Below are 23491 nucleotides of genomic sequence, written 5' to 3' on the forward strand. Positions count from 1 at the left end.
CGGCACCGATCAAACGATGGTAGCGGCCGTTACTGATGCAATGGTCGGATGATGAAGGGATTTGGCGTGACCCTGTTCGTCACACTCGCAACGCAGTTGCTCGCCCGAGTCGACGTTCATCAGGGTCATCGCGCTACCCCATACGCATCCGGTGTCGAGGGCGAAAACCCCAGGTTCGTCGGATTGGCCTTCCAGTGCCGCCCAGTGCCCGAAAATGATCTTCAGATTACGGGTCTTGCGCTCTTTGTGTTTGAACCAGGGGGCGTAACCAGGTGGCGCGGTCTCGATGCCTTCCTTGCCCTTGAGGTCCAGCTTACCGTCGCGGGTGCAGAAGCGCATGCGGGTGAAATAATTGGTGATGACTCGCAGACGGGCGGTGCCGGTGAGATCGTTGTCCCATTTGACCGGTTCATTGCCGTACATGCCATCCAGGTAGGGGCCGAACAGGTTGTCGTCGCGCAGCGCTTGTTCGACTTCGCCGGCGCACTTGAGCGCCTTGCGCAAGGACCACTGAGGGGGGATGCCGGCGTGCACCAGCGCCAGGTTACGCTGCTCGTCGTAGTGCATCAGCTTTTGCAGGCGCAGCCATTCCAGCAGCTCGACGCAATCGGGAGCATCGAGGATCTCGCTCAAGGTATCGGATTTTTTCAGGCGCTCGATGTTCTGCCAGGCGGCCAGCAGGTGCAGGTCGTGATTGCCGAGCACGCAGACCAGCGAATCGCGGATGTTGTAGAGAAAGCGCAAGGTCTCAAGCGATTGTGGGCCCCGATTGACCAGATCGCCCACCAGCCACAGCGTGTCTTTGTGTGGGTCGAAGGCGACCCGTTCCAGCAGGCATTTGAGCGGGTCCAGGCAACCTTGCAGATCGCCGACCGCATACGTCGCCATCAGTGCAAGGCTCCGGGTACCGCCAGGCGAAACGGCTTGATGATCGCGTCGAAACGCGTGCCGTCCTCCGCCAGCATCTGGTACGTGCCCTGCATGGTGCCGACCTTGGTCGTCATCACCGTCCCACTGCTGTAGCTATGGCTTTTTCCAGCGTCGATCAGCGGTTGCTGACCGACCACCCCCTCGCCCCGCACATGTTCAACATGACCATCACCGTCGGTGATGACCCAGTGGCGTGATAGCAGCCGGGCTGGCAATGAGCCGTTGTTGCTCACGGTAATGGTATAGGCGAAGGCGAAACGGTTGTGCTCGGGTTGCGACTGTTCTGCCAGAAAGCGGGTGGCGACGCTGACGTCGACCTGATAACGAAGATCGGACATGCAAAAAGGCCTTAAAAGCGAAGCGGGACGCGGGCGTAGCTGAGAAGATCAGTCTAGGCCATGTGTCGGGTAGTAGACCAGACGTCCTACCCGATAGCGATGAGCTTGTCAGATGGCGTCGGCTTTGGGCGCTGCCTGTTCGCTGAGCTTGTCGGCCAGGCGCACGAACGCCGCCAGGTCCAATTGCTCGGGACGCAGGCTGCCGTCAACGCCGGCGGCTTCGATTTCGGCGCTGCTGAGCAATAATTTCAGGGTGTTGCGCAGGGTTTTGCGACGCTGATTGAAAGCTTCGCGTACGACGCGCTCCAGCAGGCGATGATCCTTGGCCGGGTGCGGCAGGACGGCATGGGGTACCAGGCGGACGATGGCCGAGTCGACTTTCGGTGGCGGGTTGAATGCCCCAGGGCCTACATTGAACAGATGTTCGACCCGGCAATGGTACTGAACCATGATCGACAGGCGACCCCAGTCACCGCCGCCAGGGCCGGCAGCCAGCCGTTCGACCACCTCTTTTTGCAACATGAAGTGCATGTCGCGGATCAGGCCAGCGTTGCTCAGCAAATGAAAGATCAGTGGCGTGGAGATGTTGTACGGCAGATTCCCCACCACCCGCAGACTATTGGGCGCAGCCTCCAGGCTATTGAAGTCGAACTTCAGCGCGTCGCCCTGGTGCAGGTTGAAGTTGCTCATGCCAGCGAACTGCTGGTTGAGGATCGGAATCAGGTCCTTGTCCAGTTCCACCACGTCCAGTTGCGCACCGCTGCCGAGCAGGCCTTCGGTCAGGGCGCCCTGGCCCGGGCCAATCTCCAGCAGGCGATCATCGGGTTTGGCATTGATGGAGCGCAGGATGCGATCGATTACGCCAGCGTCATGCAGGAAGTTCTGGCCGAAGCGCTTGCGCGCGCGGTGTTGGTATTGCTCGGTCATAAATGGGTCTCGGCCATCTGGTAGGCGGTTTCCAAGGCGACTTGCAGGCTACCGGTATCGATCCTGCCACTGCCGGCCAGGTCCAGGGCGGTGCCATGGTCCACCGATGTGCGGATGATCGGCAGGCCCAGGGTTACGTTGACTGCCGCGCCAAAGCCTTTGTACTTCAGTACGGGCAGGCCCTGATCGTGGTACATCGCCAGCACCGCGTCGCAGTGCTCCAGATATTTGGGGGTAAACAGAGTGTCGGCAGGCAGCGGGCCACGCAGGTCCATGCCCTCGCTGCGCAAGCGCTCCAAGGTGGGTTCTATGGTGTCGATTTCTTCATGGCCCAGATGTCCGCCTTCACCGGCATGGGGGTTGAGCCCGCACACCAGGATACGGGGCCGGGCGATGCCGAACTTTTCCTGCAGGTCGGCGTGCAATATCCGCGTGACCCGCTCCAGGCGTTGTGGGGTGATGGCGTCGGCAACGTCCCGCAAAGGCAGGTGCGTGGTCACCAATGCCACGCGCAGGCCACGGGTGGCGAGCATCATGACCACCTGCGTGGTGTGGGTCAGGTCCGCCAGGAATTCGGTATGCCCGGAAAAGGCAATCCCGGATTCGTTGATCACGCCCTTGTGCACCGGAGCGGTGATCATGCCGGCGAAACTCCCGTCCAGGCAGCCCTGGCCAGCGCGGGTCAGGGTTTGCAGGACGAATGCCGCGTTGGTCTTGTCCAGTTGCCCGGTAACCACCGGGGCGCCCAGTGGCGTATCCCAGACATACAGGCTATTGGCGGGTGCCGGGACATCCGGCCAGGCCCCCGGTATCACTGGCAGCAGGTCGACGACCACCCCCAGCTGCGCAGCCCGCTCAAGGAGCAGGTCGCGGCTGGTGATGGCTATCAAGGGATGTGGCTGGGGTTGCGAGGCGAGCAGCAGGCACAGGTCGGGACCGATGCCGGCAGGCTCGCCGGGTGTCAGCGCGAAACGCTTGGGTTTCACTGCGCTGCCTGGTCTGCACCAGGGAGTTTGATTTCGACGTAGGCTTCGTCGCGGATCTGACGCAGCCAGGTTTGCAGCTCTTCGTCGTACTTGCGGTTGCGCAGCACGGTCATCGCCTGTTGTTCGCGAGCCTGGGTGGTGCTGTCGGTGGCGCGGCGGCCAAGGACTTCCAGTACGTGCCAGCCGTACGGGCTCTTGAACGGCTTGGACAGTTGGCCTTGTGGCGTTTCGGCCATCACCTGGCGGAACTCGGGTACCAGTGCGTTCGGGTCAACCCAGTTCAGGTCGCCGCCGTTGAGGGCAGAACCTGGGTCTTCCGAGAAGCTCTTCGCCAGCTCGGCGAAATCTTCACCCGCCTCGATGCGCTCATAAAGCTTTTCCGCCAGACGCTTGGTCTCGGCTTCGCTGCGGATCTCGCTTGGCTTGATCAGGATATGACGAACATGCACTTCGTCACGCACCTGAGCGCCGCCACCGCGCTTTTCCAACAGCTTGAGAATGATAAAGCCGCCGGGCGTGCGGGCTGGTTGGGTGATGTCACCCACGGCCATGCTGCTCAGTTCGCGATCGAACGGCGGGGGCAATTGGGCGGCCTTGCGCCAGCCCATGTCACCACCTTCCAGGGCGTTGTCACTGCCAGACCTGGCAATGGCCATCTGACCGAAGTCGGCGCCTTGCTTGAGTTGCTGGTAGATGTCCATCGCCTGACGGTAAGCATTCTGGATGGCTTCGGAGTTGGCGCTTTCCGGGGTAGGAACCAGGATGTTCGCCAGGTGCAGTTCCTCGGAAAGCTGCATCTTGCCCAGATCGGAGGCGAGAAAGTTTTTCACTTCCTGCTCGGACACCTGGATGCGCTCGGCTACACGACGCTGGCGCACACGGCTGATGATCATCTCGCGGCGGATCTGATCGCGAGCGTCCTCGTAAGAGAGGCCGTCGCGAGCCAGGGCAGCGCGGAACTGGTCGACGGTCATGTTGTTGCGCTGGGCAATGGTGCCGACGGCCTGGTTCAATTCTTCATCAGTGATGCGGATGCCCGAGCGTTCGCCAATCTGCAATTGCAGGTTTTCGACGATCAGGCGTTCGAGCACTTGTTGATCCAATACGCCCGGAGGCGGCAGGCCACCACCGCGCTTGGCGATGGTCTGCTGCACTTCATGGACGCGCTGGTCCAGCTGGCTCTGCATGACCACGTCGTTGTCGACGATAGCCACCACTTTGTCGATGGGCTGTACCGCGGCGTTGGCCGCAGTACCCAGGAACAGCGCGCCCAGCATCAGCGGGCGCAGACAATCAGAAAGCTTGGTCTTCACGTTCACGATAACCTTGGATGCCTTTGTCGAGGAAGCTCTCTACCTTGGCGCCGGTGAGGCCGCCGAGTCCCTTCAGGACAATTTGGAGGAAGATGCCGTGGTCGCCCTTCTCGTTTTCCGGGGCGGCTTGACTGAACTCTTCATAGTCGACCCAGTAACGGTTGATCAGGCGCAGTTTCCAGCAGCAGTTGTCGTATTCGAAACCACCGAAGGCTTCCAGGGTACGGTTGCGGTTGTAGTCATACTGCCAGCGGCTGATGAGATTCCACTGCGGCACGACTGGCCAGATGACCGAGAAGTCGTGCTGCTGGATCTTGTAGTAGTCCTTTACGTAGCCCGGAGTGCCCGGAGTGCCATAGTCGCCACCACCCACGGACCATTGGCCAGTAGTCTGGTCGTAGCGCACCTGGTCGTTGCGGTAGCGGTAACCGGCGTTGACGACCTTGTTCGGGTTGTCTTCAGGTTGGTAGTGGAACATCGCGCTGCCCGAGCGGGGGCTGCGGGTGTCCGGGTCCCAGTTGTAGGTGGCCGTGGTGCGCCAATCGCGGTTCCAGCGGAATTCGTATTCCAGTGCGTATGGCGATACGTCCGACTTGGCATCTTCACGCGTGTTGAAGTCGATGCCTGGCAGTTGGACTTCGCGGTCCTTGAAGTAAAAGGCCTGGCCGACGCTGACGCGCTGGCGCTCGAAACCGTTTTCCTGGATCCAGCGGCTGGTCACGCCCAGGGAGAGTTTGTTCTCGTCGCCGACACGGTCGGAGCCGGAGAAGCGGTTGTCCCGGAACAGCGAGGAGTAGCTGAAAGTGGATTCGCCGGTGTCGAAAACCGGGATGTCGCTCTGATCTTTCTCAGGAACATAGAGGTAGAACAGTCGCGGTTCCAGCGTTTGACGGTAGTTGCTGCCAAACCACTGGGTGTCCCGGTCGAAGTACAGGCCGCTGTCGATGCTGGCGATTGGAACGCCGCGGCTCTGGCTGCCACTGTAAGTGCCCCGCAGGCGGTCAGCCTCGGCCGATTGTGCGGCGATCTGCGACTTGCCCCTGCCATCCAGGTCCAGATCGTATTGGGTGTACTGGTATTTAAGCGAAGGCTTGATAAAGCCGTAAGAAGCTTCCATCGGCAGGCTCATGACCGGTGCCAGGTTCAGGCGATTGCCGTTAGCCCGTGCCAGGCCGCGAACGTTGTTGTCCAGCCACGGCTCGGTGTTCCCGTCCTCATCGGTATAGTTACCGGTCCGCAAATCCCGATCAAACCGCACCAGTTCCGTCTTGTAGGCGAAATCCAGACCATACGGCTGTTGGGGAAGGGTGCCATTAAAGGTGATCTGCGGCAGGCGGTTATACGGCGTAATCTTCGAAATCGTCGCCATCTGGTAAGCCTGGGCATTCAGTCGCGCAACGTAGTTGTCACCCCGATAGCTGACTGCACCCTGCTGGTTTACGTAATCATTGGACTCGACACCAATCTGATCGCTTGCCAGATCCTGGAAGTAATAAGGATCGCTGATCTTGGTGTAGTCGACTTCTGTCAGCACACGCGAATCGAGCCCGCCTTTATGCTGCCAGTTGTACATGTAGCGGGTCTTGTCGTAGTCGGACTGCCCGCTGCGTTCATCGTCTTCATCGTTGAGGTACGCCGCACCGAACTGACCTTCGCTGGATTTGGTCAGGTAGCGGAATTCGCCTTCCATCAACAGACCGCGCTTGCTCATGTAGCGCGGGTACAACGTGGCATCGTAGTTGGGTGCCAGGTTGAAGTAATACGGAGTGACCAGCAAAAAGCCGGTATCGCTGCCGGTGCCGATGGTCGGCGGCAGGAAGCCGGACTGGCGACGGTCATCGATCGGGAAATAGATGTACGGGGTATACAGGACCGGGAAGTCCTTGACCCGCAGCGTCACGTTGGTGGCGGTGCCGAAGCCGGTAGCCGGGTTCAGGGTGATGTTGTTGCCTTTGAGTGTCCAGGCGTTGCTGCCTGGCTCACACGTGGTGTACGTACCATCCTTTAGGCGGATGATCGCGTTTTCAGCACGCTTGGCGTACAGCGCGTTACCGCGGATGCGCGACTTGTGCATCACGTATTCGGCGTTGTCGACCTTGGCTTCGCCAGTGTCCAACTGCACATCGGCGTGGTCGCCGACGATCAGCGCACCGTTGTCGCGAACGCGCACGTTGCCGCTCAGCTCGCCGCGGTTTTCAGCCTGGTACAGGTTGGCCTCGTCAGCCTCGACCTGCATGCTGCCTTGACGCATGACCACGTCGCCGGCCAGCGTTGCCACCTGTTCTTCCTGCTGGTAGCGCGACGCCTTGGCGCCGAGGAAGGTCGGAGCGTCGCTTTTGTCCGTCTTGTCATTCATGCCAGGACGAACGGGCTCGATATAGGCACCGGCGCAATAAGGACCGGTTTCGGCCAATTGGGCAGGGGTGAGGTTCTCCCGTGGAACCCAGTCCAGGTGACTGTAGTCCGCACTGCGAGACTTCAGGCCGCGGCCTTTGGCTTCGGTGACGAGCACGGGCTTGTCGCCGGCTTCTTCGCCCGAGCCGCTGTCGGCCGGAGCCTCGCCGCTGGCGGAAACCGCACTGCCGTCATGCACCGGACGTGGCGGCAATGCAGCAGCCGGCGTCTTGGGCGAACAGTCCCAGGCACCCGAAGCGGAGACGGAGCAGTCATACTGCTGCGCCGCAACGACGAATGAAGAGGCCAAGGGTTGCAGGGCCAGCAGACTGCCGGTGACCAGCAACGGAAATTTTTTACGAAACGCGGGGGATTTCAATGCCATCTTATTAGTCCGGGCTTCCTGCGTGCCATCTGCCCGCGGTGTGGGCCGCACGCCTCTCGATGGTCTGAAAAAGATGCTGGATAATAAAGCATGACCCGCTTGACGGCTAGCGCCGTCGGAGACCCTTGCAATGCCTGACCAAGATGTACGCCTGCAACACCTGAAAGTTTGGCTCGATGAGCAGCTGCCGATCCTTTTTGTTCAGCAGGGCTGGGGCGCCGTACCCCCGGCTACGTTGACCGCGGCCAGCAGCGACGCGAGTTTCCGTCGTTATTTCCGCTGGGAAGGCGAGGGCCGCAGTTTGATCGTGATGGATGCGCCACCGCCCCAGGAAAACTGCAAACCCTTCGTGGACATTGCTTTTTTGTTGACGAAATCCGGCATCAACGTGCCGAAAATTTATGCCGAAGACCTCGAGCGCGGTTTTCTCTTGCTCAATGACCTGGGCAATCAGACGTATCTGGACGTGATCAACGGCGACAATGCCGACGCATTATTCCGTGACGCCCTGCAGGCCCTGTTGGCTTTCCAACAACTGCCGATGGTCGCGCCACTGCCCAGCTACGACGTCGCTTTGCTGCGCCGGGAGCTGGAGCTGTTTCCTGAGTGGTACGTCAAGCATGAGCTGGGTATCGAATTGGATGCTGCTCAACAAGCGCTCTGGCAACAGGCCAGCGACCTGCTGATCAACAGCGCGCTGGCTCAGCCGAAAGTGCTGGTCCATCGCGACTACATGCCGCGCAACCTGATGCTCAGCGAACCGAACCCCGGCGTACTGGACTTTCAGGATGCGGTTTATGGCCCGGTGACTTATGACGTCACGTGTCTGTTCAAGGATGCCTTTCTCAGTTGGCCCGAGGAGCGCGTGCGTGGCTGGCTCGAGGATTACTGGCAGCAGGCCGGTGCGCTCGGCATCCCGGTCCAGCCGGACTTCGAGGATTTCCTGCGGGCCAGCGACCTGATGGGCGTGCAGCGCCATCTCAAGGTCATCGGGATTTTCGCGCGTATTTGTCACCGCGACGGCAAGCCGCGCTACCTGGGTGATGTGCCGCGCTTCTTTGCCTATATAGAAGCGGTCATTGCCCGTCGCCCTGAACTGGCGGAACTGGATCAGTTGCTCTCCAGCCTGCGTCAGTCGGCCGGAGCGACGGCATGAAAGCGATGATCCTGGCGGCGGGTAAAGGGGAGCGCATGCGGCCCTTGACCCTCACCACGCCCAAGCCGCTGGTTCGTGCCGGCGGCGTTCCCTTGATCGAATACCATCTGCGTGCCTTGGTTCGGGCCGGGTTCAAGGACATTGTGATCAATCACGCCTGGCTCGGTCAGCAAATCGAAGATTATCTAGGGGACGGTTCACGTTTTGGCGTGAGCATTCATTTCTCGCCCGAAGGTGAGCCGCTGGAAACCGGCGGTGGCATTTTCCGCGCCCTGCCGTTACTGGGCGAGGAAGCGTTTCTGGTGGTCAACGGCGACATCTGGACCGATTACGATTTCAGCGCCTTGCGCCGACCTCTTGACGGCTTGGCGCACCTGGTGCTGGTGGATAATCCCGAACATCATCCGGGCGGCGATTTCATTCTGGCCGACGGGCAGATTCATGATGGCGGGGCGGCTGCCGACAAACTGACCTACAGCGGCATTGCCGTCTTGCATCCACGGTTGTTCGAGGGCTGCCTGGACGGCGCGTTCAAACTCGCACCGCTGCTACGCAAGGCCATGGCCGAGGGTCAGGTCAGCGGCGAGCACCTGAAGGGACACTGGGTGGATGTGGGGACTCATGAACGTTTGGCGCAGGTTGAAACCTTGATAGAAGCGAGCCGTTGATATGTGGTGGCCAGGGACTCTGATTGGAGCCGGGGCGGGCTTTGCCATAGCCAGCATTCCGGGGGCCATGCTGGGAGCGTTATTAGGACAGGCGCTGGATCGGCGACTTAATCTGCAAGGCTGGGCGCAAGTGCGCGAGCGTTTGGGTGGTCGTCCGGCATTACGCAACGATGAGTTGCTGTTTGTATTGCTTGGCCGGCTGGCCAAGAGCGACGGACGAGTGGTCGATGGGCACATCCAGCAGGCTCGTCAGGAGATGCGTGCGCTGGACCTGAGCGAACCGGCACAACGCCGGGCCGTTGCCGCATTCAACCGGGGCAAATCCGGAAACGATCATCTGCGCGGTTATTTGCGTCGCCTTGCGACCCAGCCCCATGCAGCTGAAGGCGTGCTGCGGGCCTGTTGGCGGATGGTTTGGGCGGACGGTCGCGCGGGCACAAGCGAGCGTGAGTTGCTCGCCCAGTGGGGCAAATGGCTGGGGTGGACGCCGCAACAGGTCCAGGCACTGGCGGTGGATTACGAGCCACACAAACCGTCGTTGCCCAACAGCGGCGCGACCTATCAGGAGGCGTTGCGCTTGCTGGGGGTGTCGGCCACCAGCGAGCCGTCGCAGATCAAGCGGGCTTACCGCCGCCTGCTCAGCCGTCACCACCCGGACAAGATTGCCGGCAGCGGGGCGACGCCTTTGCAAGTGCGTGACGCCACCGACAAAACCCGGGAGTTGCACAACGCCTATCGGTTGATCCGCGAGCGCCGGGATTTTCGCTAGAAGGGATCACAACGCTGGCTGGGTTAGGGCTTGTCTAAGCCTCACTCCCCCGGCTTCTGCGGGTTGAGCCAACCCCGAATCCGACGAAACAGCTGTTCCTGCTGCGCTGATGGGTTGGGCACTGCTTTGAGCGACACCTGACTGAAGCTCGAACTTTTAAGCCGTTTGCTCGCCTGCAGGCGCTCCAGCGCTGCATTGCGATCCTGCGGTTTGTCCATGTAGAAGAGGTCGGCGGTGGCCAGTTTCAAGGTGGGGGTCAGTTCGGCCAGAGCGGGCTTGACTGCGAGCGGGGTCTGGGCGGCGACCATCACGAAACGCTCGATCTGCGAGGGCTGTTTTTCATTCAGGTAACGTGCCGCCCAATAGGCGCCGGTGCCGTGACCCAGCAGAACGATGCTGCGGGCGCCCTGCTGTTCGGCGTAGGCCAGCGCTGCATCGATGCGGGTATAGATACGGTCGGCATCGGCCAGGAGGTGATCCTCGCTGGTTTGGGCAACGACCGGATCCACCGCGTCGGCCTCGCCGCCCGCCACCTGTTCAATCGGCGCTGCGGTCGTGGCATCCGGTGCCGCGCCAGCCACGTCGGCCGGTTTGGTCTCGGGCGGTGTTTCTACCACGCGCGGTGCGATGACGTCGCTTTGCAGGTCCGGCAGGGTGATACTCAGGCTGCTCCACTCGATATCCGGTAACTTTTTGCGCATCGGGCCAATCACTTGAGGCCAGTCAGCAGTTTCGCCAGCGCCGGGGACTATGATGACCGTGCCCTTGGGTTCGCTGGTGTTGGCTGGTTTCCAGAGTGCCAGGAAGGTGTCGCTGCCGGTTTGCAGCTGTTGTTGCTCCTGGGCCGGGATCTCCCGTTCAAGTGCTGTCGCTTCTTCTTCGCTGCGTTCGAGCAAAGGCGGACGTTCGACCGGTTTTTCCTCGGTGGCTTGATCCGCCGCTGCGGGCGCCGGTTCTTCAGCCTGTACAGAAAAGGCACTCGGCAGCATCAGCGACAGGCACAATGCTGGCAGTGCCAGGCGATAAACAAAGGGCATCGGATATTCCATGACCAGAAGTATTTCCGGCAGCCTAATGGGTTGGTCAGTATTTGTCAGTGCATGAGACTTCAATGATGCGTTTTTGCTGCCTGTGGGTTATCGGCTGTTTATGGCTTCCCTTGATGGCGTGGGCCGCGCCCGCACCGTCGTTAACTGGGGTGCAACTGGACGCGGGCCAGCGACAATGGCTGCTCCAGCATCCGCAACTGCGCGTCGGCCTCGTGTTGCAGGCGCCGTACGCGCAATATGACCGGCGCTTGCAGCGCCTGTCCGGCACCAATGTCGAGCTGATGCAATGGTTGGGCAAGGCGTTGAATGTCGAACTGACCTGGCGCAATTTCCAGGACGTGGCGCAACTGGAAGCCGCGTTGCGCTCCGGGGAGGTGGATGTTGCCCCAGGGCTGACCCAGACCCCGGCCGGGTTGCGACTCTGGCGGTTTTCCGACCCCTACATGCGCGTGCCGCAATTGATCGTGGGCCAGAAGAAGGGCGCCGAAGGAGTCGAACTGGAAAAGCTCGATGCTCAAGTGCGGGTGGCGGTGCGCATGCCCAGTACCACGGCCGATTATTTGCGCAGCAATTACCCGACCTTGAATCTTCAAGGCGTGCCGTTGGAACGCCAGGCCCTGCAACTGCTGTTGAGCCAACAGGCCGGGTACGCGGTGGTCGATGAGGCGCAGCTGGGGCGACTGATGGTCGAGCCTGAATTCGCCGGGCTGGTGGTTGTAGGCGATATCGGCCTGCCGCAACTGTTGCGCGTCGCCACTCGCCGGGATTGGCCGGAGTTGGCCGACATCATCGAGAGCGGTTTGCAGGCGATCCCGGCCAAGGAACTTGAGCAGCTGCACAGTCGCTGGCTCAAGCCCAAATATCCGCGGCTGACCGACACTCCGGGTTTCTGGCAAAACCTGACTCTGTTGCTACTGGCCCTGTTCTTGAGCTGCGTGGCCATCGTGTTCTGGCAGCGCCGCGAGCAAAGGGCGCTGGAGCGGCGCCTGCGCAATGCGCGAAATGACATCGCCCAGCGGGCCGCCAGCGAGGAAGCCCTGCGCTTGACGCAATTTTCCATTGATCAAAGCACTGTCGGCATTCTCTGGGTCAATTGGGATAGCCATGTACGTTATGCCAACCGCGCCGCCGAAATCATGTTGGGCTATGCGCCAGGCGGCATTATTGAACGTCCCTTGATCGACTTCGAACCGGGCCTGCACATGGATCGCTGGCTGAATCTGTGGAAACGCGCCCGGGCCAGCGAAGAGGGGCCACAGAGTTTCGAAACCGAATGCGTGCGGGCCGATGGAAGTATTCTTCCGGCCGATGTTTCCTTGAGCTTCCTGCGTTTTCGCGATGCCGAATACCTGGTGGTCTACATAAACGACGTCACCGAGCGCCGTCGTGCTCTGGCGGCGCTGCGCGAAAGCGAGGCGCGCTTGCAGGGAATCGCCGCCAACGTCCCGGGCCTGGTCTTTCGCCTGGAGCGCGCCCCGGTGACCGGGCAGATCGACTTTGCCTACATCAGTGAAGGCAGCGAAAGCCTCGTGGGCTATTCACCCGCGACCCTGGCCCGCAGTGACACCGGCCTGCGCAGCCTCGTCCACCCACAGGACAAGGCCAGCTACCACCGCACTCAGGATCAGGCGCTGGACAGCGATAGTGACTGGTCGTGGCAGGGCCGCATCCTGACCCGCGAGGGCCGGGAACGCTGGGCCGAGATCAAGGCCATTACCCGTCGTCTCGAGGATGGCGCCTACGTTTGGGACGGCATCGTCTGGGACATCACCGAAAGCAAGCGTATCGAACTTGAACTGGCCAGCTCCCGGGAACAACTGCGCGAATTGTCGGCGCACCTGGAGAGCGTGCGGGAAGAGGAAAAGGCGCGTATAGCTCGGGAGGTCCACGACGAGTTGGGTCAGATGTTGACCGTCTTGAAGCTGGAAACGTCCATGTGCGAACTGGCCTATGCGCAACTCGACCCGGGTCTGCAAGAACGGCTCAACAGTATGAAGCGCCTGATTGCCCAACTGTTCCAGTTGGTGCGGGATGTGGCGACGGCGCTGCGACCTCCGATCCTTGATGCCGGCATCGCCTCCGCCATTGAATGGCAGGCGCGGCGTTTCGAGGCGCGCACACAGATCCCCTGTCTGGTGCAGGTGCCGGACAATCTGCCGCCCTTGAGTGACGCCAAGGCCATCGGTCTGTTTCGAATTCTTCAGGAAGCGCTGACCAATGTGATGCGCCATGCTCAGGCGCATACTGTAGAACTGACGCTGGTGCAGGAAGACGACCAACTCTGTCTGACGGTGAGTGACGACGGTGTAGGATTCGTTCCCGCCACGGGGCGACCGACCTCCTTTGGTCTGGTCGGCATGCGGGAGCGGGTATTGATCATGGGCGGGCAGTTATCGTTGGAAAGTGAACCGGGGGAGGGTACGACCCTGGCGGTGCGGGTACCGTTGACCGAGGCCTGATGGCTTTCGCTAGGCTTGCCTGAGGCTATCGCGAGCAGGCTCGCGATGAGATTCTGAATCTGGAGAAAAACGTGATCCGTGTACTGGTAGCCGAAGACCACACCATCGTCCGTGAAGGTATTAAACAGTTGATTGGCCTGGCCAAGGATCTGGTGGTCGTGGGGGAGGCGAGCAATGGCGAGCAATTGCTGGAGACCTTGCGGCATGTGCCCTGCGAGGTGGTGCTGCTGGATATCTCCATGCCGGGCGTCAATGGCCTGGAGGCGATCCCGCGGATCCGTGCGTTGAACAATCCGCCGGCCATCCTGGTGTTGTCGATGCACGACGAGGCGCAAATGGCGGCGCGGGCGCTGAAGGTCGGTGCCGCGGGTTACGCGACCAAGGACAGCGACCCGGCATTGCTGCTCATGGCGATTCGCAAGGTCGCGGCCGGCGGACGTTACATCGACCCGGAACTGGCCGACCGCATGGTTTTCGAAGTAGGCCTGACCGACAGCCGACCGTTGCACTCGCTGCTGTCCGAACGTGAATTTTCGGTCTTCGAGCGCCTGGCCCAAGGGGCCAACGTCAATGACATCGCCCAGCAATTGGCCCTGAGCAGCAAAACCATCAGCACTCACAAAGCACGACTGATGCAGAAACTCAACATCACTTCCTTGGCGGAACTGGTGAAGTACGCGATGGAGCACAAATTGCTCTAAGCCCACCACAATCCCCTGTGGGAGCGAGCCTGCTCGCGATAGAGTTGGACCATTCAGCATCGTAGTTGACTGACACACTGCCATCGCGAGCAGGCTCGCTCCCACAGGGGCAGTGCGCCGGCATATCCATTTACGACACGCCCCAACACCGCTTTTACCCCTGCTTGCGGCTTGCAGCTCATAACTTGCCGCTGCTCTTACCCAATCCCGCCATCCTTGTAGGGAAATCCCTACACCGACTCTTCCATCCGGCTGAGGCCATTCTCTCCTGCGTCCCGATTTGCGCGGCCCCCAGGCTCCACTAGGCTTGATTCACAAGCAGTCATCAATACAAAAGGTGCGGGTATGAGCCAGGTCGATTCAAGCGCGGGGGCCAGTGATGTGCTGGTCAGCTTTCGTGGTGTGCAAAAGAGCTACGACGGCGAGAACCTGATCGTCAAGGACCTCAACCTGGACATTCGCAAAGGTGAATTCCTGACGCTGCTCGGGCCGTCCGGTTCCGGCAAAACCACCAGCCTGATGATGCTCGCCGGTTTTGAAACCCCCACCGCTGGGGAGATTCAACTGGCCGGACGCTCCATCAACAACGTGCCGCCCCACAAGCGTGACATCGGCATGGTGTTCCAGAACTATGCTTTGTTCCCGCACATGACCGTTGCCGAGAACCTGGCATTCCCGCTGACCGTGCGCGGTTTGAACAAAAGCGACGTGAGTGATCGGGTCAAGCGCGTCTTGAGCATGGTCCAGCTGGACACGTTTGCCCAACGCTACCCGGCGCAGTTGTCCGGCGGCCAGCAACAGCGCGTCGCCCTGGCCCGGGCATTGGTGTTCGAACCGCAACTGGTGCTGATGGACGAACCCCTTGGCGCCCTGGACAAACAACTGCGTGAGCACATGCAGATGGAGATCAAGCATCTGCATCAGCGCCTCGGTGTCACCGTGGTCTATGTGACTCACGACCAGGGCGAGGCCTTGACCATGTCCGACCGCGTAGCGGTGTTCCATCAGGGCGAAATCCAGCAGATTGCCCCGCCACGCACTCTCTATGAAGAGCCAAAGAACACCTTCGTCGCCAACTTCATCGGCGAGAACAATCGCCTCAACGGCCGCTTGCACAGCCACACCGGTGATCGTTGCCTGGTAGAGCTGGGGCGTGGTGAAAAGGTCGAGGCCCTGGCGGTGAACGTCGGCAAACCCGGCGAGCCGGTGACCCTGTCGATCCGCCCGGAACGGGTGAGCCTCAACGGCGCAAGCGAACAATGTGTCAACCGCTTCTCAGGGAGGGTGGCGGAATTCATCTATCTGGGCGACCACGTCCGGGTTCGCCTGGAGGTCTGTGGCAAGAACGACTTCTTCGTGAAACAACCGATTGCCGAACTCGATCCCGGGCTCGCTGTTGGGGACGTGGTTCCGCTTGGCTGGCAAGTCGAGCATGTGCGTGCGCTCGATCCCCTTCTAGAGGCGAATTGATCGCCCCCTGCTGTACCAACACCAACCCTGCACGTGGAGAGAACAATAAATGTTGAGATCCCTGAAGTTCACAGCCCTGACCCTGGGCATGATGGGTGCGGCAAGCGCGATGGCGGCGGGCCCGGACCTGACTGTGGTGTCTTTTGGTGGGGCGAACAAGGCGGCTCAGGCCAAAGCCTTTTACGCACCGTGGGAAGCGGCCGGTAACGGCAAGATCATCGCTGGCGAATACAACGGTGAAATGGCCAAGGTCAAGGCCATGGTCGACACCAAGAGCGTTTCGTGGGACCTGGTGGAAGTCGAGTCTCCGGAGCTGTCCCGTGGTTGTGACGAAGACATGTTCGAGCAACTGGACCCGGCTCTGTTCGGCAAGGCCGAAGACTACGTCAAGGGCGCCATCCAGCCTTGCGGCGTGGGCTTCTTCGTGTGGTCGACCGTGCTGGCCTACAACGCCGACAAACTGAAAACCGCGCCGACCAGTTGGGCGGATTTCTGGGACACCAAGCAATTCCCAGGCAAGCGTGGCCTGCGCAAAGGCGCCAAGTACACCCTGGAATTTGCCTTGATGGCCGACGGCGTTGCGCCGAAAGACGTCTACAAAGTGCTGGCCGGCAAAGATGGCCAGGATCGTGCCTTCAAGAAGCTCGACGAACTCAAGCCGAACATCCAGTGGTGGGAGGCTGGCGCCCAGCCGCCGCAGTACCTGGCTTCCGGTGACGTGGTCATGAGCTCGGCCTACAACGGTCGGATCGCTGCGGTGCAGAAGGAAAGCAACCTGAAAGTGGTGTGGAACGGCGGCATCTACGACTTCGACGCGTGGGCAATTCCACGTGGTCTGGACAAGACCCGCGCCGAAGCTGCGAAGAAATTCATCGCTTTCTCGGTGGCACCGCAGCAGCAAAAGACCTACTCGGAAAACATCGCCTACGGCCCGGCCAATACCCAGGCTGTACCGCTGTTGTCCAAGGATGTCTTGAAAGACATGCCGACCACCCCGGAAAACATCGCCAACCAGGTACAGATCGACGTCAGCTTCTGGGCTGACAACGGTGAGCAACTGGAACAGCGCTTCAACTCCTGGGCGGCCAAGTAGGAGCTGCCGAAGGCTGCGATCTTTTGATCTTCAGTGTTCATGAGGCCTCAAAGGATCGCAGGCTGCGCCAGCTCCTACAGGATTTGCGTTTCACCTTAAACAGAAGCGGCACGCCGCTTCTGTAACGATCAAAAAGATTTGCGGAGTTCGCCATGGCCATCGCCGTTCCACTGAACGCGGGCACCAGCCCCACCCTGAAGCAGCGGCTCAAGCGCGCCGAGCGGGTCAACCGCTGGAAGGCCCAGGCCTTGATCGCGCCGCTGGTACTGTTTCTGTTGCTGGTGTTCCTGGTGCCGATCGTGGCGCTGCTGTTCAAAAGCGTCAGCAACCCGGAAGTGGTCAACGGCATGCCGCGCACCGTCGCCGCGGTCGCTGCCTGGGACGGACGTGGGTTGCCCGGCGAGCCGGTGTACAAGGCCGCCAGCGAAGACCTCGCCGAAGCCCGCAAGAATCAGACCTTGGGCGATTTGTCCAAGCGCCTGAACATGGAACTGGCCGGCTATCGCAGCCTGCTGACCAAGACCGCCCGTGCGCTGCCGTTCGCCACTGAGCCGGTCTCCTATAAAGAGGCGATGGAGAACCTTGACGAACGCTGGGGCGATCCGGCGTATTGGCAGGTGATCCGCCGCAACACCAGTGATGTCACCCCGTATTACCTGCTGGCGGCCGTCGATCATCGCATCGATGATCTGGGTGAACTGGCCCCGGCCACCCCCGACCAGGCGATCTACCTGGATATTTTTGCCCGTACGTTCTGGATGGGTCTGGTGATCACCGCGATCTGCCTGGTGCTGGCCTATCCGTTGGCCTACCTGCTGGCGAACCTGCCATCGCGCCAAAGCAACCTGCTGATGATTCTGGTGCTGTTGCCGTTCTGGACGTCGATCCTGGTGCGGGTGGCGGCGTGGATCGTGCTGCTGCAATCGGGCGGGCTGATCAACAGTGGCCTGATGGCCATGGGTATTATCGATAAGCCGCTGGAGTTGGTGTTCAACCGCGCCGGTGTCTACATCTCCATGGTCCATATCCTGCTGCCGTTCATGATCCTGCCGATTTACAGCGTGATGAAAGGCATCTCTCCGACTTACATGCGTGCGGCGATTTCCCTGGGTTGCCATCCATTCGCCAGTTTCTGGCGCGTGTATTTCCCGCAGACCTATGCCGGTGTCGGCGCCGGTTGCCTGTTGGTGTTCATCCTCGCCATCGGCTACTACATCACGCCGGCACTGCTGGGCAGCCCGAGCGATCAGATGGTCAGCTACTTCGTCGCGTTCTACACCAACACCAGCATCAACTGGGGTATGGCCACGGCGCTTGGCGGGTTGTTGTTGCTGGCAACCGTCGTGCTTTATCTGATTTACAACTGGTTGGTGGGCGCCAGTCGCCTGCGCCTGAGCTGAGGGGAGATCGAAATGCTGAGTCCTTACATGTCCCCCGTCGAGCGGGTGTGGTTCTACAGCTTGCGCATATTCTGCGGGCTGATCCTGTTGTTCCTGATCCTGCCGGTGCTGGTGATCATTCCATTGTCGTTCAACTCCGGCAGCTTCCTGGTGTACCCGTTGCAAGGCTTTTCGTTGCAGTGGTACCACGATTTCTTCGCCTCGGCGGAGTGGATGCGGGCGCTGAGGAACAGCGTCATCGTCGCCCCGGCGGCGACGGTACTGGCGATGGTCTTCGGCACCCTGGCGGCTATTGGCCTGACCCGTGGCGACTTTCCGGGCAAGGCGCTGGTGATGGCCCTGGTGATCTCGCCGATGGTGGTGCCGGTGGTGATCATCGGGGTGGCCAGCTACCTGTTTTTCGCGCCGCTGGGGATGGGCAACAGTTTCTTCTCGCTGATCGTGGTCCATGCCGTGCTGGGCGTGCCGTTCGTCATCATCACGGTGTCGGCGACTCTGCAGGGCTTTAACTACAACCTGGTTCGGGCCGCCGCCAGCCTTGGAGCTTCACCCTTGACGGCGTTTCGTCGAGTGACCCTGCCGTTGATCGCCCCGGGCGTGATCTCCGGCGCACTGTTCGCCTTCGCGACGTCATTCGATGAGGTGGTGGTGACGCTGTTCCTGGCCGGTCCCGAGCAGGCAACGTTGCCAAGGCAGATGTTCAGCGGTATCCGCGAGAACCTCAGTCCCACCATCGCCGCCGCCGCGACGCTGCTGATCGCCTTTTCGGTGATCCTGTTGCTGACTCTGGAGTGGTTGCGTGGGCGTAGCGAGAAACTGCGCACCACCCAAGTCTGAGGGCCAACGCAAAACCAATGTGGGAGCGGGCTTGCTCGCGAAAGCGGTGTGTCATTCAGCAAATAGGTTGAATGTTTGACCGCATTCGCGAGCAAGCCCGCTCCCACAGGTTTGCGGGGTATTCATGGGCTGAATGCAAGACAACCTTAAATACCGAGCTATCCTTGTGCCAGCCCATACTCGAACAAGAGGCCGCGCACATGAGTCTTTCCTCATTCAAGATCGCCCACAAACTGATCACCGGTGCCGCTGCCATTGAGCAACTGGCGGCCGAGCTGACGCGGCTGGATGTCGACAACCCATTGATCGTCACCGACGCTGCGCTGGTCAAGTCCGGCACCGTGGAGCTGGCGTTGCAGCATTTGGGTGGGCGCGACTACGAGGTTTTCGACCGGGTCATGCCCGATCCGGAAATAGCCATCGTCGAAGATTGCATGCAGGCCTACCGCGACGGCGGCCATGATGGCTTGATCGGCCTGGGCGGCGGCAGTGCCATCGACATCGCCAAATGCGTGGGGGTCTACGCCGGTTACCACGGCGAGCTGCAGGATATGTTCGGAGTCGATCAGGTCCCGCGCAAAGGCGCGCCCATGATCGCCATTCCCACCACGGCCGGGACCGGCTCGGAAGTCACCAACGTGGCCATCCTCTCCGACAAGGCCGCGCAGCTTAAGAAAGGTATCGTCAGCGATTATCTGCTGCCGGACGTAGCGCTGGTCAGCCCGCAGATGACCCTCACCTGCCCCCGGAGCGTGACCGCCGCCAGTGGCGTCGATGCACTGGTGCATGCCATCGAGTCCTACCTGTCGCTCAATGCCTCGCCGATCACCGATGCCTTGGCTATCGGCGCAATAAAACTGATCACCCGCGCCTTGCCCAAGGCCTACGCCAACCCCGCTCATTTGCAGGCTCGCGAAGACATGGCCACGGCAAGCCTGATGGCCGGCATGGCGTTCGGCAATGCCGGGGTCGGGGCGGTGCATGCGCTGGCGTATCCGCTGGGCGGGCGTTTTCACGTGTCCCATGGTGTGGCTAATGCCTTGTTGCTGCCGTATGTCATGGCGTGGAACAAGATGGCTTGCGTCGAACGCATGCGCGACATCGCCGAAGCCATGGGCATTAAGACCGCGCATCTGAGCGACCTTGAAGCCGCGGACGAAGCCGTGGAGGCCATGGTTGCGCTGTGTGCTGCCGTGGAAATCCCCCAGGGCCTGAGCAGCCTGGGGGTGACGGACGAGGTGATCCCGTCCATGGCGGTGGAGGCGGCCGGAATCGAGCGACTGATGCGCAACAATCCACGCAAACTGAGCGCCAGCGATATCGAGAAGATCTACCGCGCGGCGTATTGATCGTCTGCCACGGTGGGCGCGCCAAATCTTGAGGTATACAATGCGCGCCATCGTGATTTCGCTCAAAACAGGTGCGTCATGCAGCCCTTCGCTATTGCTCCGTCGATTCTCTCCGCCGACTTTGCCCGCCTGGGCGAGGAAGTGGACAACGTTCTGGCCGCCGGCGCCGACATCGTGCACTTCGATGTCATGGACAACCATTACGTCCCCAACCTGACCATCGGCCCGATGGTCTGCGCAGCGCTGCGCAAGTACGGCGTCACGGCGCCGATCGACGCGCACCTGATGGTCAGCCCGGTGGATCGCATCGTCGGCGACTTCATCGAGGCCGGTGCCACCTACATCACCTTCCACCCCGAAGCCACCCAGCACATCGACCGCTCCCTGCAGTTGATCCGCGAAGGCGGATGCAAGGCCGGCCTGGTGTTCAACCCGGCGACGCCTTTGGACGTGCTCAAGTACGTGATGGACAAGGTCGACATGATCCTGCTGATGAGCGTCAACCCCGGCTTCGGCGGGCAGAAGTTCATTCCTGGCACGCTCGACAAGCTGCGTGAAGCCCGCGCACTGATCAAGGCATCGGGCCGTGATATCCGCCTGGAGATCGACGGTGGCGTGAACGTCAACAACATCCGCGAAATCGCCGAGGCCGGTGCCGACACCTTTGTCGCAGGCTCGGCCATTTTCAATGCGCCGGACTACAAAGAGGTCATTGAAAAGATGCGCGCCGAACTGGCCCTGGCCCGTCCATGAGCGGGTTCGAGCAGCTGTTTCCCGGCAGTTTGCCGCGTCTGGTGATGTTCGACCTCGACGGCACTCTGGTCGACTCGGTGCCGGACCTGGCGGCGGCCGTGGACAACATGCTGCTCAAGCTCGGTCGTCCGGCCGCCGGAATTGACGCCGTGCGCCAATGGGTCGGCAACGGCGCGCCCATGCTGGTGCGGCGGGCCTTGGCCAACCACATCGATGCCCAGGGCGTCGATGACGCCGAGGCCGAGCGGGCGCTGGAGTTGTTCAACGAAGCCTATGAAGGTAATCACGAGCTGACCGTTGTCTACCCCGGTGTGCGTTCCACCCTCAAGTGGCTGCACAAGCAAGGTGTGGAGATGGCCCTGATCACCAACAAGCCGGAGCGCTTTGTCGCGCCCCTGCTGGATCAGATGAAAATCGGTCGTTATTTTCGCTGGATCATCGGTGGCGATACCCTGCCACAGAAAAAACCTGACCCGGCCGCGCTGTTTTTCGTGATGAAAATGGCCAACATCCCGGCCTCTCAATCGCTGTTCGTCGGCGACTCGCGCAGCGATGTGTTGGCGGCGAAAGCGGCCGGGGTCAAATGTGTGGCGCTGAGCTACGGCTACAACCATGGCCGGCCGATCGCCGAAGAGTTTCCCACGCTGGTGATTGACGATTTGCGTCTGTTAATTCCCGGTTGCCTGGACCCGGCCGCTGAGATAACGTTGCCCGACGCTGTTCAATCCTCTTCTGGAAACGCCATCGTGGTGGTCACTCGCAAACTCTGGATGAAAGTCATGAAGGCCCTGGCCCGCTGGCGTTGGCGCGCCTGACCTGATCCTGGCCGGTTATCCGGCGCGTTTGCATACCTGACTGTCAGCTCCTCCTGCCACGAGGCACACCATGATCCGTGAAGAATTCCTGCGTCTAGCCGCTGCCGGCTACAACCGTATTCCGCTTGCCTGCGAAACCCTGGCCGACTTCGACACACCGCTGTCGATCTACCTCAAGCTGGCCGATGAGCCCAACTCCTACCTGCTCGAATCGGTGCAGGGCGGTGAGAAGTGGGGGCGTTATTCCATCATCGGCCTGCCGTGCCGCACGGTGCTGCGGGTCCATGACCATCGTGTCAGCGTGACCCATGACGGCGTCGAGATCGAAAGCCTGGAGGTCGAAGACCCGCTGGCCTTCGTTGAAACCTTCAAGGCCCGCTACAACGTGCCCACCATCCCCGGGCTGCCGCGATTCAACGGTGGTCTGGTGGGCTACTTCGGCTATGACTGCGTACGCTACGTGGAAAAGCGTCTGGGCACCTGCCCGAACCCGGACCCGCTGGGCGTGCCGGACATTCTGCTGATGGTCTCTGACGCAGTGGTCGTCTTCGATAACCTCGCTGGCAAGATGCACGCCATTGTCCTGGCCGATCCGTCCCGGGAAGACGCCTACGAGCAAGGTCAGAAAAGTCTTCAGGCGTTGCTGGAAAAACTCCGGCAGCCGATCACGCCGCGTCCTGGCCTGGATTTCAGCAAACAGTCGGCGGCCGACCCGGTGTTCCGTTCCAGCTTCACGCAGGACGATTACGAAAGGGCCGTCGATACCATCAAGGAATACATCCTGGCCGGCGACTGCATGCAAGTGGTGCCGTCGCAACGCATGTCCATTGACTTCAAGGCTGCGCCCATCGATCTGTACCGGGCGCTGCGCTGTTTCAATCCGACGCCTTACATGTACTTCTTCAACTTCGGTGACTTCCACGTTGTGGGCAGTTCACCCGAAGTGCTGGTGCGGGTCGAAGACAACCTGATCACTGTGCGACCTATCGCTGGCACTCGTCCCCGTGGCGCCACGGAGGAAGCCGACCGGGCGCTGGAAGAGGACCTGCTGTCGGATGACAAGGAAATCGCTGAGCACCTGATGCTGATCGACCTGGGCCGCAATGACACCGGGCGCGTCTCGGAAGTCGGTTCGGTGAAGCTCACCGAAAAGATGGTCATCGAGCGTTATTCCAACGTGATGCACATTGTCTCCAACGTCACGGGCCAGTTGAAGGCCGGGCTGACGGCGATGGATGCCCTGCGGGCCATCCTGCCGGCAGGAACGTTGTCTGGCGCACCGAAAATCCGCGCCATGGAAATCATCGACGAACTGGAACCGGTCAAGCGTGGGGTATATGGCGGGGCCGTGGGCTACTTTGCCTGGAACGGCAACATGGACACTGCCATTGCCATCCGCACCGCCGTCATCAAGGACGGTGAGCTGCACGTGCAGGCCGGCGGCGGGATCGTGGCCGACTCGGTGCCGGTGCTGGAGTGGGAAGAAACCCTGAACAAGCGCCGGGCAATGTTCCGTGCCGTAGCGCTGGCCGAGCAGACCCCAAGCGACTGAACCGTTCCGGAGCTGTGTAGGAGCTGTGTAGGAGCTGTCGAGTGCAACGAGGCTGCGATCTTTCCCCAGACACTTGAGTCTCAAGCGAAAGATCAAAAGATCAAAAGATCGCAGCCTCCGGCAGCTCCTACAGAAGCAAGCCGTCTT

At 60.9% G+C, this 23491-nt stretch carries 20 protein-coding genes; 13 read left to right on the forward strand and 7 right to left on the reverse strand.

Annotated features, from left to right (window positions below; all coding sequences use genetic code 11):
- Nucleotides 1–9 precede the first annotated feature (9 nt).
- The 6 genes from BMY45_RS20850 to BMY45_RS20875 form a co-directional block, all read right to left on the reverse strand.
- Entirely contained in the window at nt 10–888 is an 879-nt protein-coding gene (locus BMY45_RS20850; RefSeq protein WP_092400914.1) for a symmetrical bis(5'-nucleosyl)-tetraphosphatase, read from the reverse strand.
- Nucleotides 888–1268: a Co2+/Mg2+ efflux protein ApaG gene (gene apaG, locus BMY45_RS20855; RefSeq protein WP_047228072.1), complete on the reverse strand. Its 381-nt coding sequence runs from the start codon at nt 1266–1268 to the stop codon at nt 888–890. The genes BMY45_RS20850 and apaG overlap by 1 nt, the downstream gene beginning before the upstream one ends.
- A 108-nt stretch (nt 1269–1376) precedes the next feature.
- Nucleotides 1377–2195 (reverse strand): 16S rRNA (adenine(1518)-N(6)/adenine(1519)-N(6))-dimethyltransferase RsmA, encoded by an 819-nt coding sequence (gene rsmA / locus BMY45_RS20860; protein WP_092400917.1) that lies wholly within the window; start codon nt 2193–2195, stop codon nt 1377–1379.
- Nucleotides 2192–3181, reverse strand: a complete 990-nt coding sequence (gene pdxA, locus BMY45_RS20865) for a 4-hydroxythreonine-4-phosphate dehydrogenase PdxA (RefSeq protein ID WP_092400920.1) — start codon at nt 3179–3181, stop codon at nt 2192–2194. Before pdxA ends, rsmA begins: the two co-directional genes overlap by 4 nt.
- On the reverse strand, nt 3178–4494 hold the full coding sequence (surA, locus tag BMY45_RS20870; protein WP_143071679.1) for a peptidylprolyl isomerase SurA: 1317 nt from the start codon (nt 4492–4494) through the stop codon (nt 3178–3180). Before surA ends, pdxA begins: the two co-directional genes overlap by 4 nt.
- On the reverse strand, nt 4475–7273 hold the full coding sequence (locus BMY45_RS20875) for an LPS-assembly protein LptD (RefSeq protein ID WP_092400923.1): 2799 nt from the start codon (nt 7271–7273) through the stop codon (nt 4475–4477). Before BMY45_RS20875 ends, surA begins: the two co-directional genes overlap by 20 nt.
- 130 nt (nt 7274–7403) lie before the next feature.
- Between BMY45_RS20875 and BMY45_RS20880 the strand changes: the two genes are divergently transcribed.
- From BMY45_RS20880 to BMY45_RS20890, 3 genes are read left to right on the forward strand one after another with little or no spacing between them, the layout of a single operon-like run.
- Nucleotides 7404–8429, forward strand: coding sequence for an aminoglycoside phosphotransferase family protein (locus tag BMY45_RS20880; protein ID WP_092400926.1), 1026 nt, complete (start codon nt 7404–7406; stop codon nt 8427–8429).
- Nucleotides 8426–9097 carry an N-acetylmuramate alpha-1-phosphate uridylyltransferase MurU gene (murU, locus tag BMY45_RS20885; protein WP_092400929.1) on the forward strand — a complete coding sequence of 224 codons (672 nt, stop codon included), beginning with the start codon at nt 8426–8428 and terminating at the stop codon, nt 9095–9097. The genes BMY45_RS20880 and murU overlap by 4 nt, the downstream gene beginning before the upstream one ends.
- 1 nt (nt 9098) lies before the next feature.
- Nucleotides 9099–9866: a TerB family tellurite resistance protein gene (locus tag BMY45_RS20890; RefSeq protein ID WP_092400932.1), complete on the forward strand. Its 768-nt coding sequence runs from the start codon at nt 9099–9101 to the stop codon at nt 9864–9866.
- Between the two features lie 41 nt (nt 9867–9907).
- Here BMY45_RS20890 and BMY45_RS20895 read toward each other — a convergent pair whose 3' ends face one another.
- Nucleotides 9908–10903, reverse strand: coding sequence for an alpha/beta hydrolase family protein (locus BMY45_RS20895; RefSeq protein ID WP_092400935.1), 996 nt, complete (start codon nt 10901–10903; stop codon nt 9908–9910).
- Nucleotides 10904–10977: 74 nt separating this feature from the next.
- Here BMY45_RS20895 and BMY45_RS20900 point away from each other — a divergent pair, with 74 nt between their 5' ends.
- The 10 genes from BMY45_RS20900 (at nt 10978) to trpE (ending at nt 23344) form a co-directional block, all read left to right on the forward strand.
- Nucleotides 10978–13374 (forward strand): PAS domain-containing sensor histidine kinase, encoded by a 2397-nt coding sequence (locus BMY45_RS20900; protein ID WP_092400938.1) that lies wholly within the window; start codon nt 10978–10980, stop codon nt 13372–13374.
- 71 nt (nt 13375–13445) lie between these two features.
- Complete coding sequence (locus tag BMY45_RS20905; RefSeq protein ID WP_076383435.1) at nt 13446–14075, forward strand: response regulator; 630 nt, start codon at nt 13446–13448, stop codon at nt 14073–14075.
- 345 nt (nt 14076–14420) lie between these two features.
- Nucleotides 14421–15545, forward strand: coding sequence for an ABC transporter ATP-binding protein (locus BMY45_RS20910; protein ID WP_092400941.1), 1125 nt, complete (start codon nt 14421–14423; stop codon nt 15543–15545).
- A 49-nt stretch (nt 15546–15594) separates the two neighbouring features.
- Entirely contained in the window at nt 15595–16638 is a 1044-nt protein-coding gene (locus BMY45_RS20915; RefSeq protein WP_092400944.1) for an ABC transporter substrate-binding protein, read from the forward strand.
- 152 nt (nt 16639–16790) lie between these two features.
- The gene (locus tag BMY45_RS20920) at nt 16791–18038 is read left to right on the forward strand and encodes an ABC transporter permease (RefSeq protein WP_092400947.1); all 1248 of its coding nucleotides are present in this window, start codon (nt 16791–16793) and stop codon (nt 18036–18038) included.
- A 12-nt stretch (nt 18039–18050) separates the two neighbouring features.
- Nucleotides 18051–18875: an ABC transporter permease gene (locus BMY45_RS20925; RefSeq protein WP_092400949.1), complete on the forward strand. Its 825-nt coding sequence runs from the start codon at nt 18051–18053 to the stop codon at nt 18873–18875.
- A gap of 200 nt (nt 18876–19075) precedes the next feature.
- Nucleotides 19076–20224 carry an iron-containing alcohol dehydrogenase gene (locus BMY45_RS20930; RefSeq protein WP_092400952.1) on the forward strand — a complete coding sequence of 383 codons (1149 nt, stop codon included), beginning with the start codon at nt 19076–19078 and terminating at the stop codon, nt 20222–20224.
- 78 nt (nt 20225–20302) lie between these two features.
- Nucleotides 20303–20977 (forward strand): ribulose-phosphate 3-epimerase, encoded by a 675-nt coding sequence (rpe, locus tag BMY45_RS20935; protein WP_092400955.1) that lies wholly within the window; start codon nt 20303–20305, stop codon nt 20975–20977.
- A complete protein-coding gene (locus tag BMY45_RS20940) occupies nt 20974–21792 on the forward strand; it encodes a phosphoglycolate phosphatase (RefSeq protein WP_092400958.1) in 819 nt (272 codons plus the stop codon). The genes rpe and BMY45_RS20940 overlap by 4 nt, the downstream gene beginning before the upstream one ends.
- A 70-nt stretch (nt 21793–21862) precedes the next feature.
- Entirely contained in the window at nt 21863–23344 is a 1482-nt protein-coding gene (gene trpE / locus BMY45_RS20945; RefSeq protein WP_092400961.1) for an anthranilate synthase component I, read from the forward strand.
- Nucleotides 23345–23491: the final 147 nt, after the last annotated feature.

The sequence above is a fragment of the Pseudomonas sp. NFACC39-1 genome (genome assembly GCF_900110355.1).
GTDB lineage: Bacteria > Pseudomonadota > Gammaproteobacteria > Pseudomonadales > Pseudomonadaceae > Aquipseudomonas > Aquipseudomonas tehranensis.

What these genes read in the sequence shown, in the direction of transcription:
- BMY45_RS20850 (WP_092400914.1), bottom strand. Translation starts at nt 888, where the DNA reads ATGGCGACGTATGCGGTCGGCGATCTGCAAGGTTGCCTGGACCCGCTC.
- apaG (WP_047228072.1), bottom strand. Translation starts at nt 1,268, where the DNA reads ATGTCCGATCTTCGTTATCAGGTCGACGTCAGCGTCGCCACCCGCTTT.
- rsmA (WP_092400917.1), bottom strand. Translation starts at nt 2,195, where the DNA reads ATGACCGAGCAATACCAACACCGCGCGCGCAAGCGCTTCGGCCAGAAC.
- BMY45_RS20875 (WP_092400923.1), bottom strand. Translation starts at nt 7,273, where the DNA reads ATGGCATTGAAATCCCCCGCGTTTCGTAAAAAATTTCCGTTGCTGGTC.
- BMY45_RS20880 (WP_092400926.1), top strand. Translation starts at nt 7,404, where the DNA reads ATGCCTGACCAAGATGTACGCCTGCAACACCTGAAAGTTTGGCTCGAT.
- murU (WP_092400929.1), top strand. Translation starts at nt 8,426, where the DNA reads ATGAAAGCGATGATCCTGGCGGCGGGTAAAGGGGAGCGCATGCGGCCC.
- BMY45_RS20890 (WP_092400932.1), top strand. Translation starts at nt 9,099, where the DNA reads ATGTGGTGGCCAGGGACTCTGATTGGAGCCGGGGCGGGCTTTGCCATA.
- BMY45_RS20895 (WP_092400935.1), bottom strand. Translation starts at nt 10,903, where the DNA reads ATGCCCTTTGTTTATCGCCTGGCACTGCCAGCATTGTGCCTGTCGCTG.
- BMY45_RS20900 (WP_092400938.1), top strand. Translation starts at nt 10,978, where the DNA reads ATGATGCGTTTTTGCTGCCTGTGGGTTATCGGCTGTTTATGGCTTCCC.
- BMY45_RS20910 (WP_092400941.1), top strand. Translation starts at nt 14,421, where the DNA reads ATGAGCCAGGTCGATTCAAGCGCGGGGGCCAGTGATGTGCTGGTCAGC.
- BMY45_RS20915 (WP_092400944.1), top strand. Translation starts at nt 15,595, where the DNA reads ATGTTGAGATCCCTGAAGTTCACAGCCCTGACCCTGGGCATGATGGGT.
- BMY45_RS20920 (WP_092400947.1), top strand. Translation starts at nt 16,791, where the DNA reads ATGGCCATCGCCGTTCCACTGAACGCGGGCACCAGCCCCACCCTGAAG.
- BMY45_RS20925 (WP_092400949.1), top strand. Translation starts at nt 18,051, where the DNA reads ATGCTGAGTCCTTACATGTCCCCCGTCGAGCGGGTGTGGTTCTACAGC.
- BMY45_RS20930 (WP_092400952.1), top strand. Translation starts at nt 19,076, where the DNA reads ATGAGTCTTTCCTCATTCAAGATCGCCCACAAACTGATCACCGGTGCC.
- rpe (WP_092400955.1), top strand. Translation starts at nt 20,303, where the DNA reads ATGCAGCCCTTCGCTATTGCTCCGTCGATTCTCTCCGCCGACTTTGCC.
- BMY45_RS20940 (WP_092400958.1), top strand. Translation starts at nt 20,974, where the DNA reads ATGAGCGGGTTCGAGCAGCTGTTTCCCGGCAGTTTGCCGCGTCTGGTG.
- trpE (WP_092400961.1), top strand. Translation starts at nt 21,863, where the DNA reads ATGATCCGTGAAGAATTCCTGCGTCTAGCCGCTGCCGGCTACAACCGT.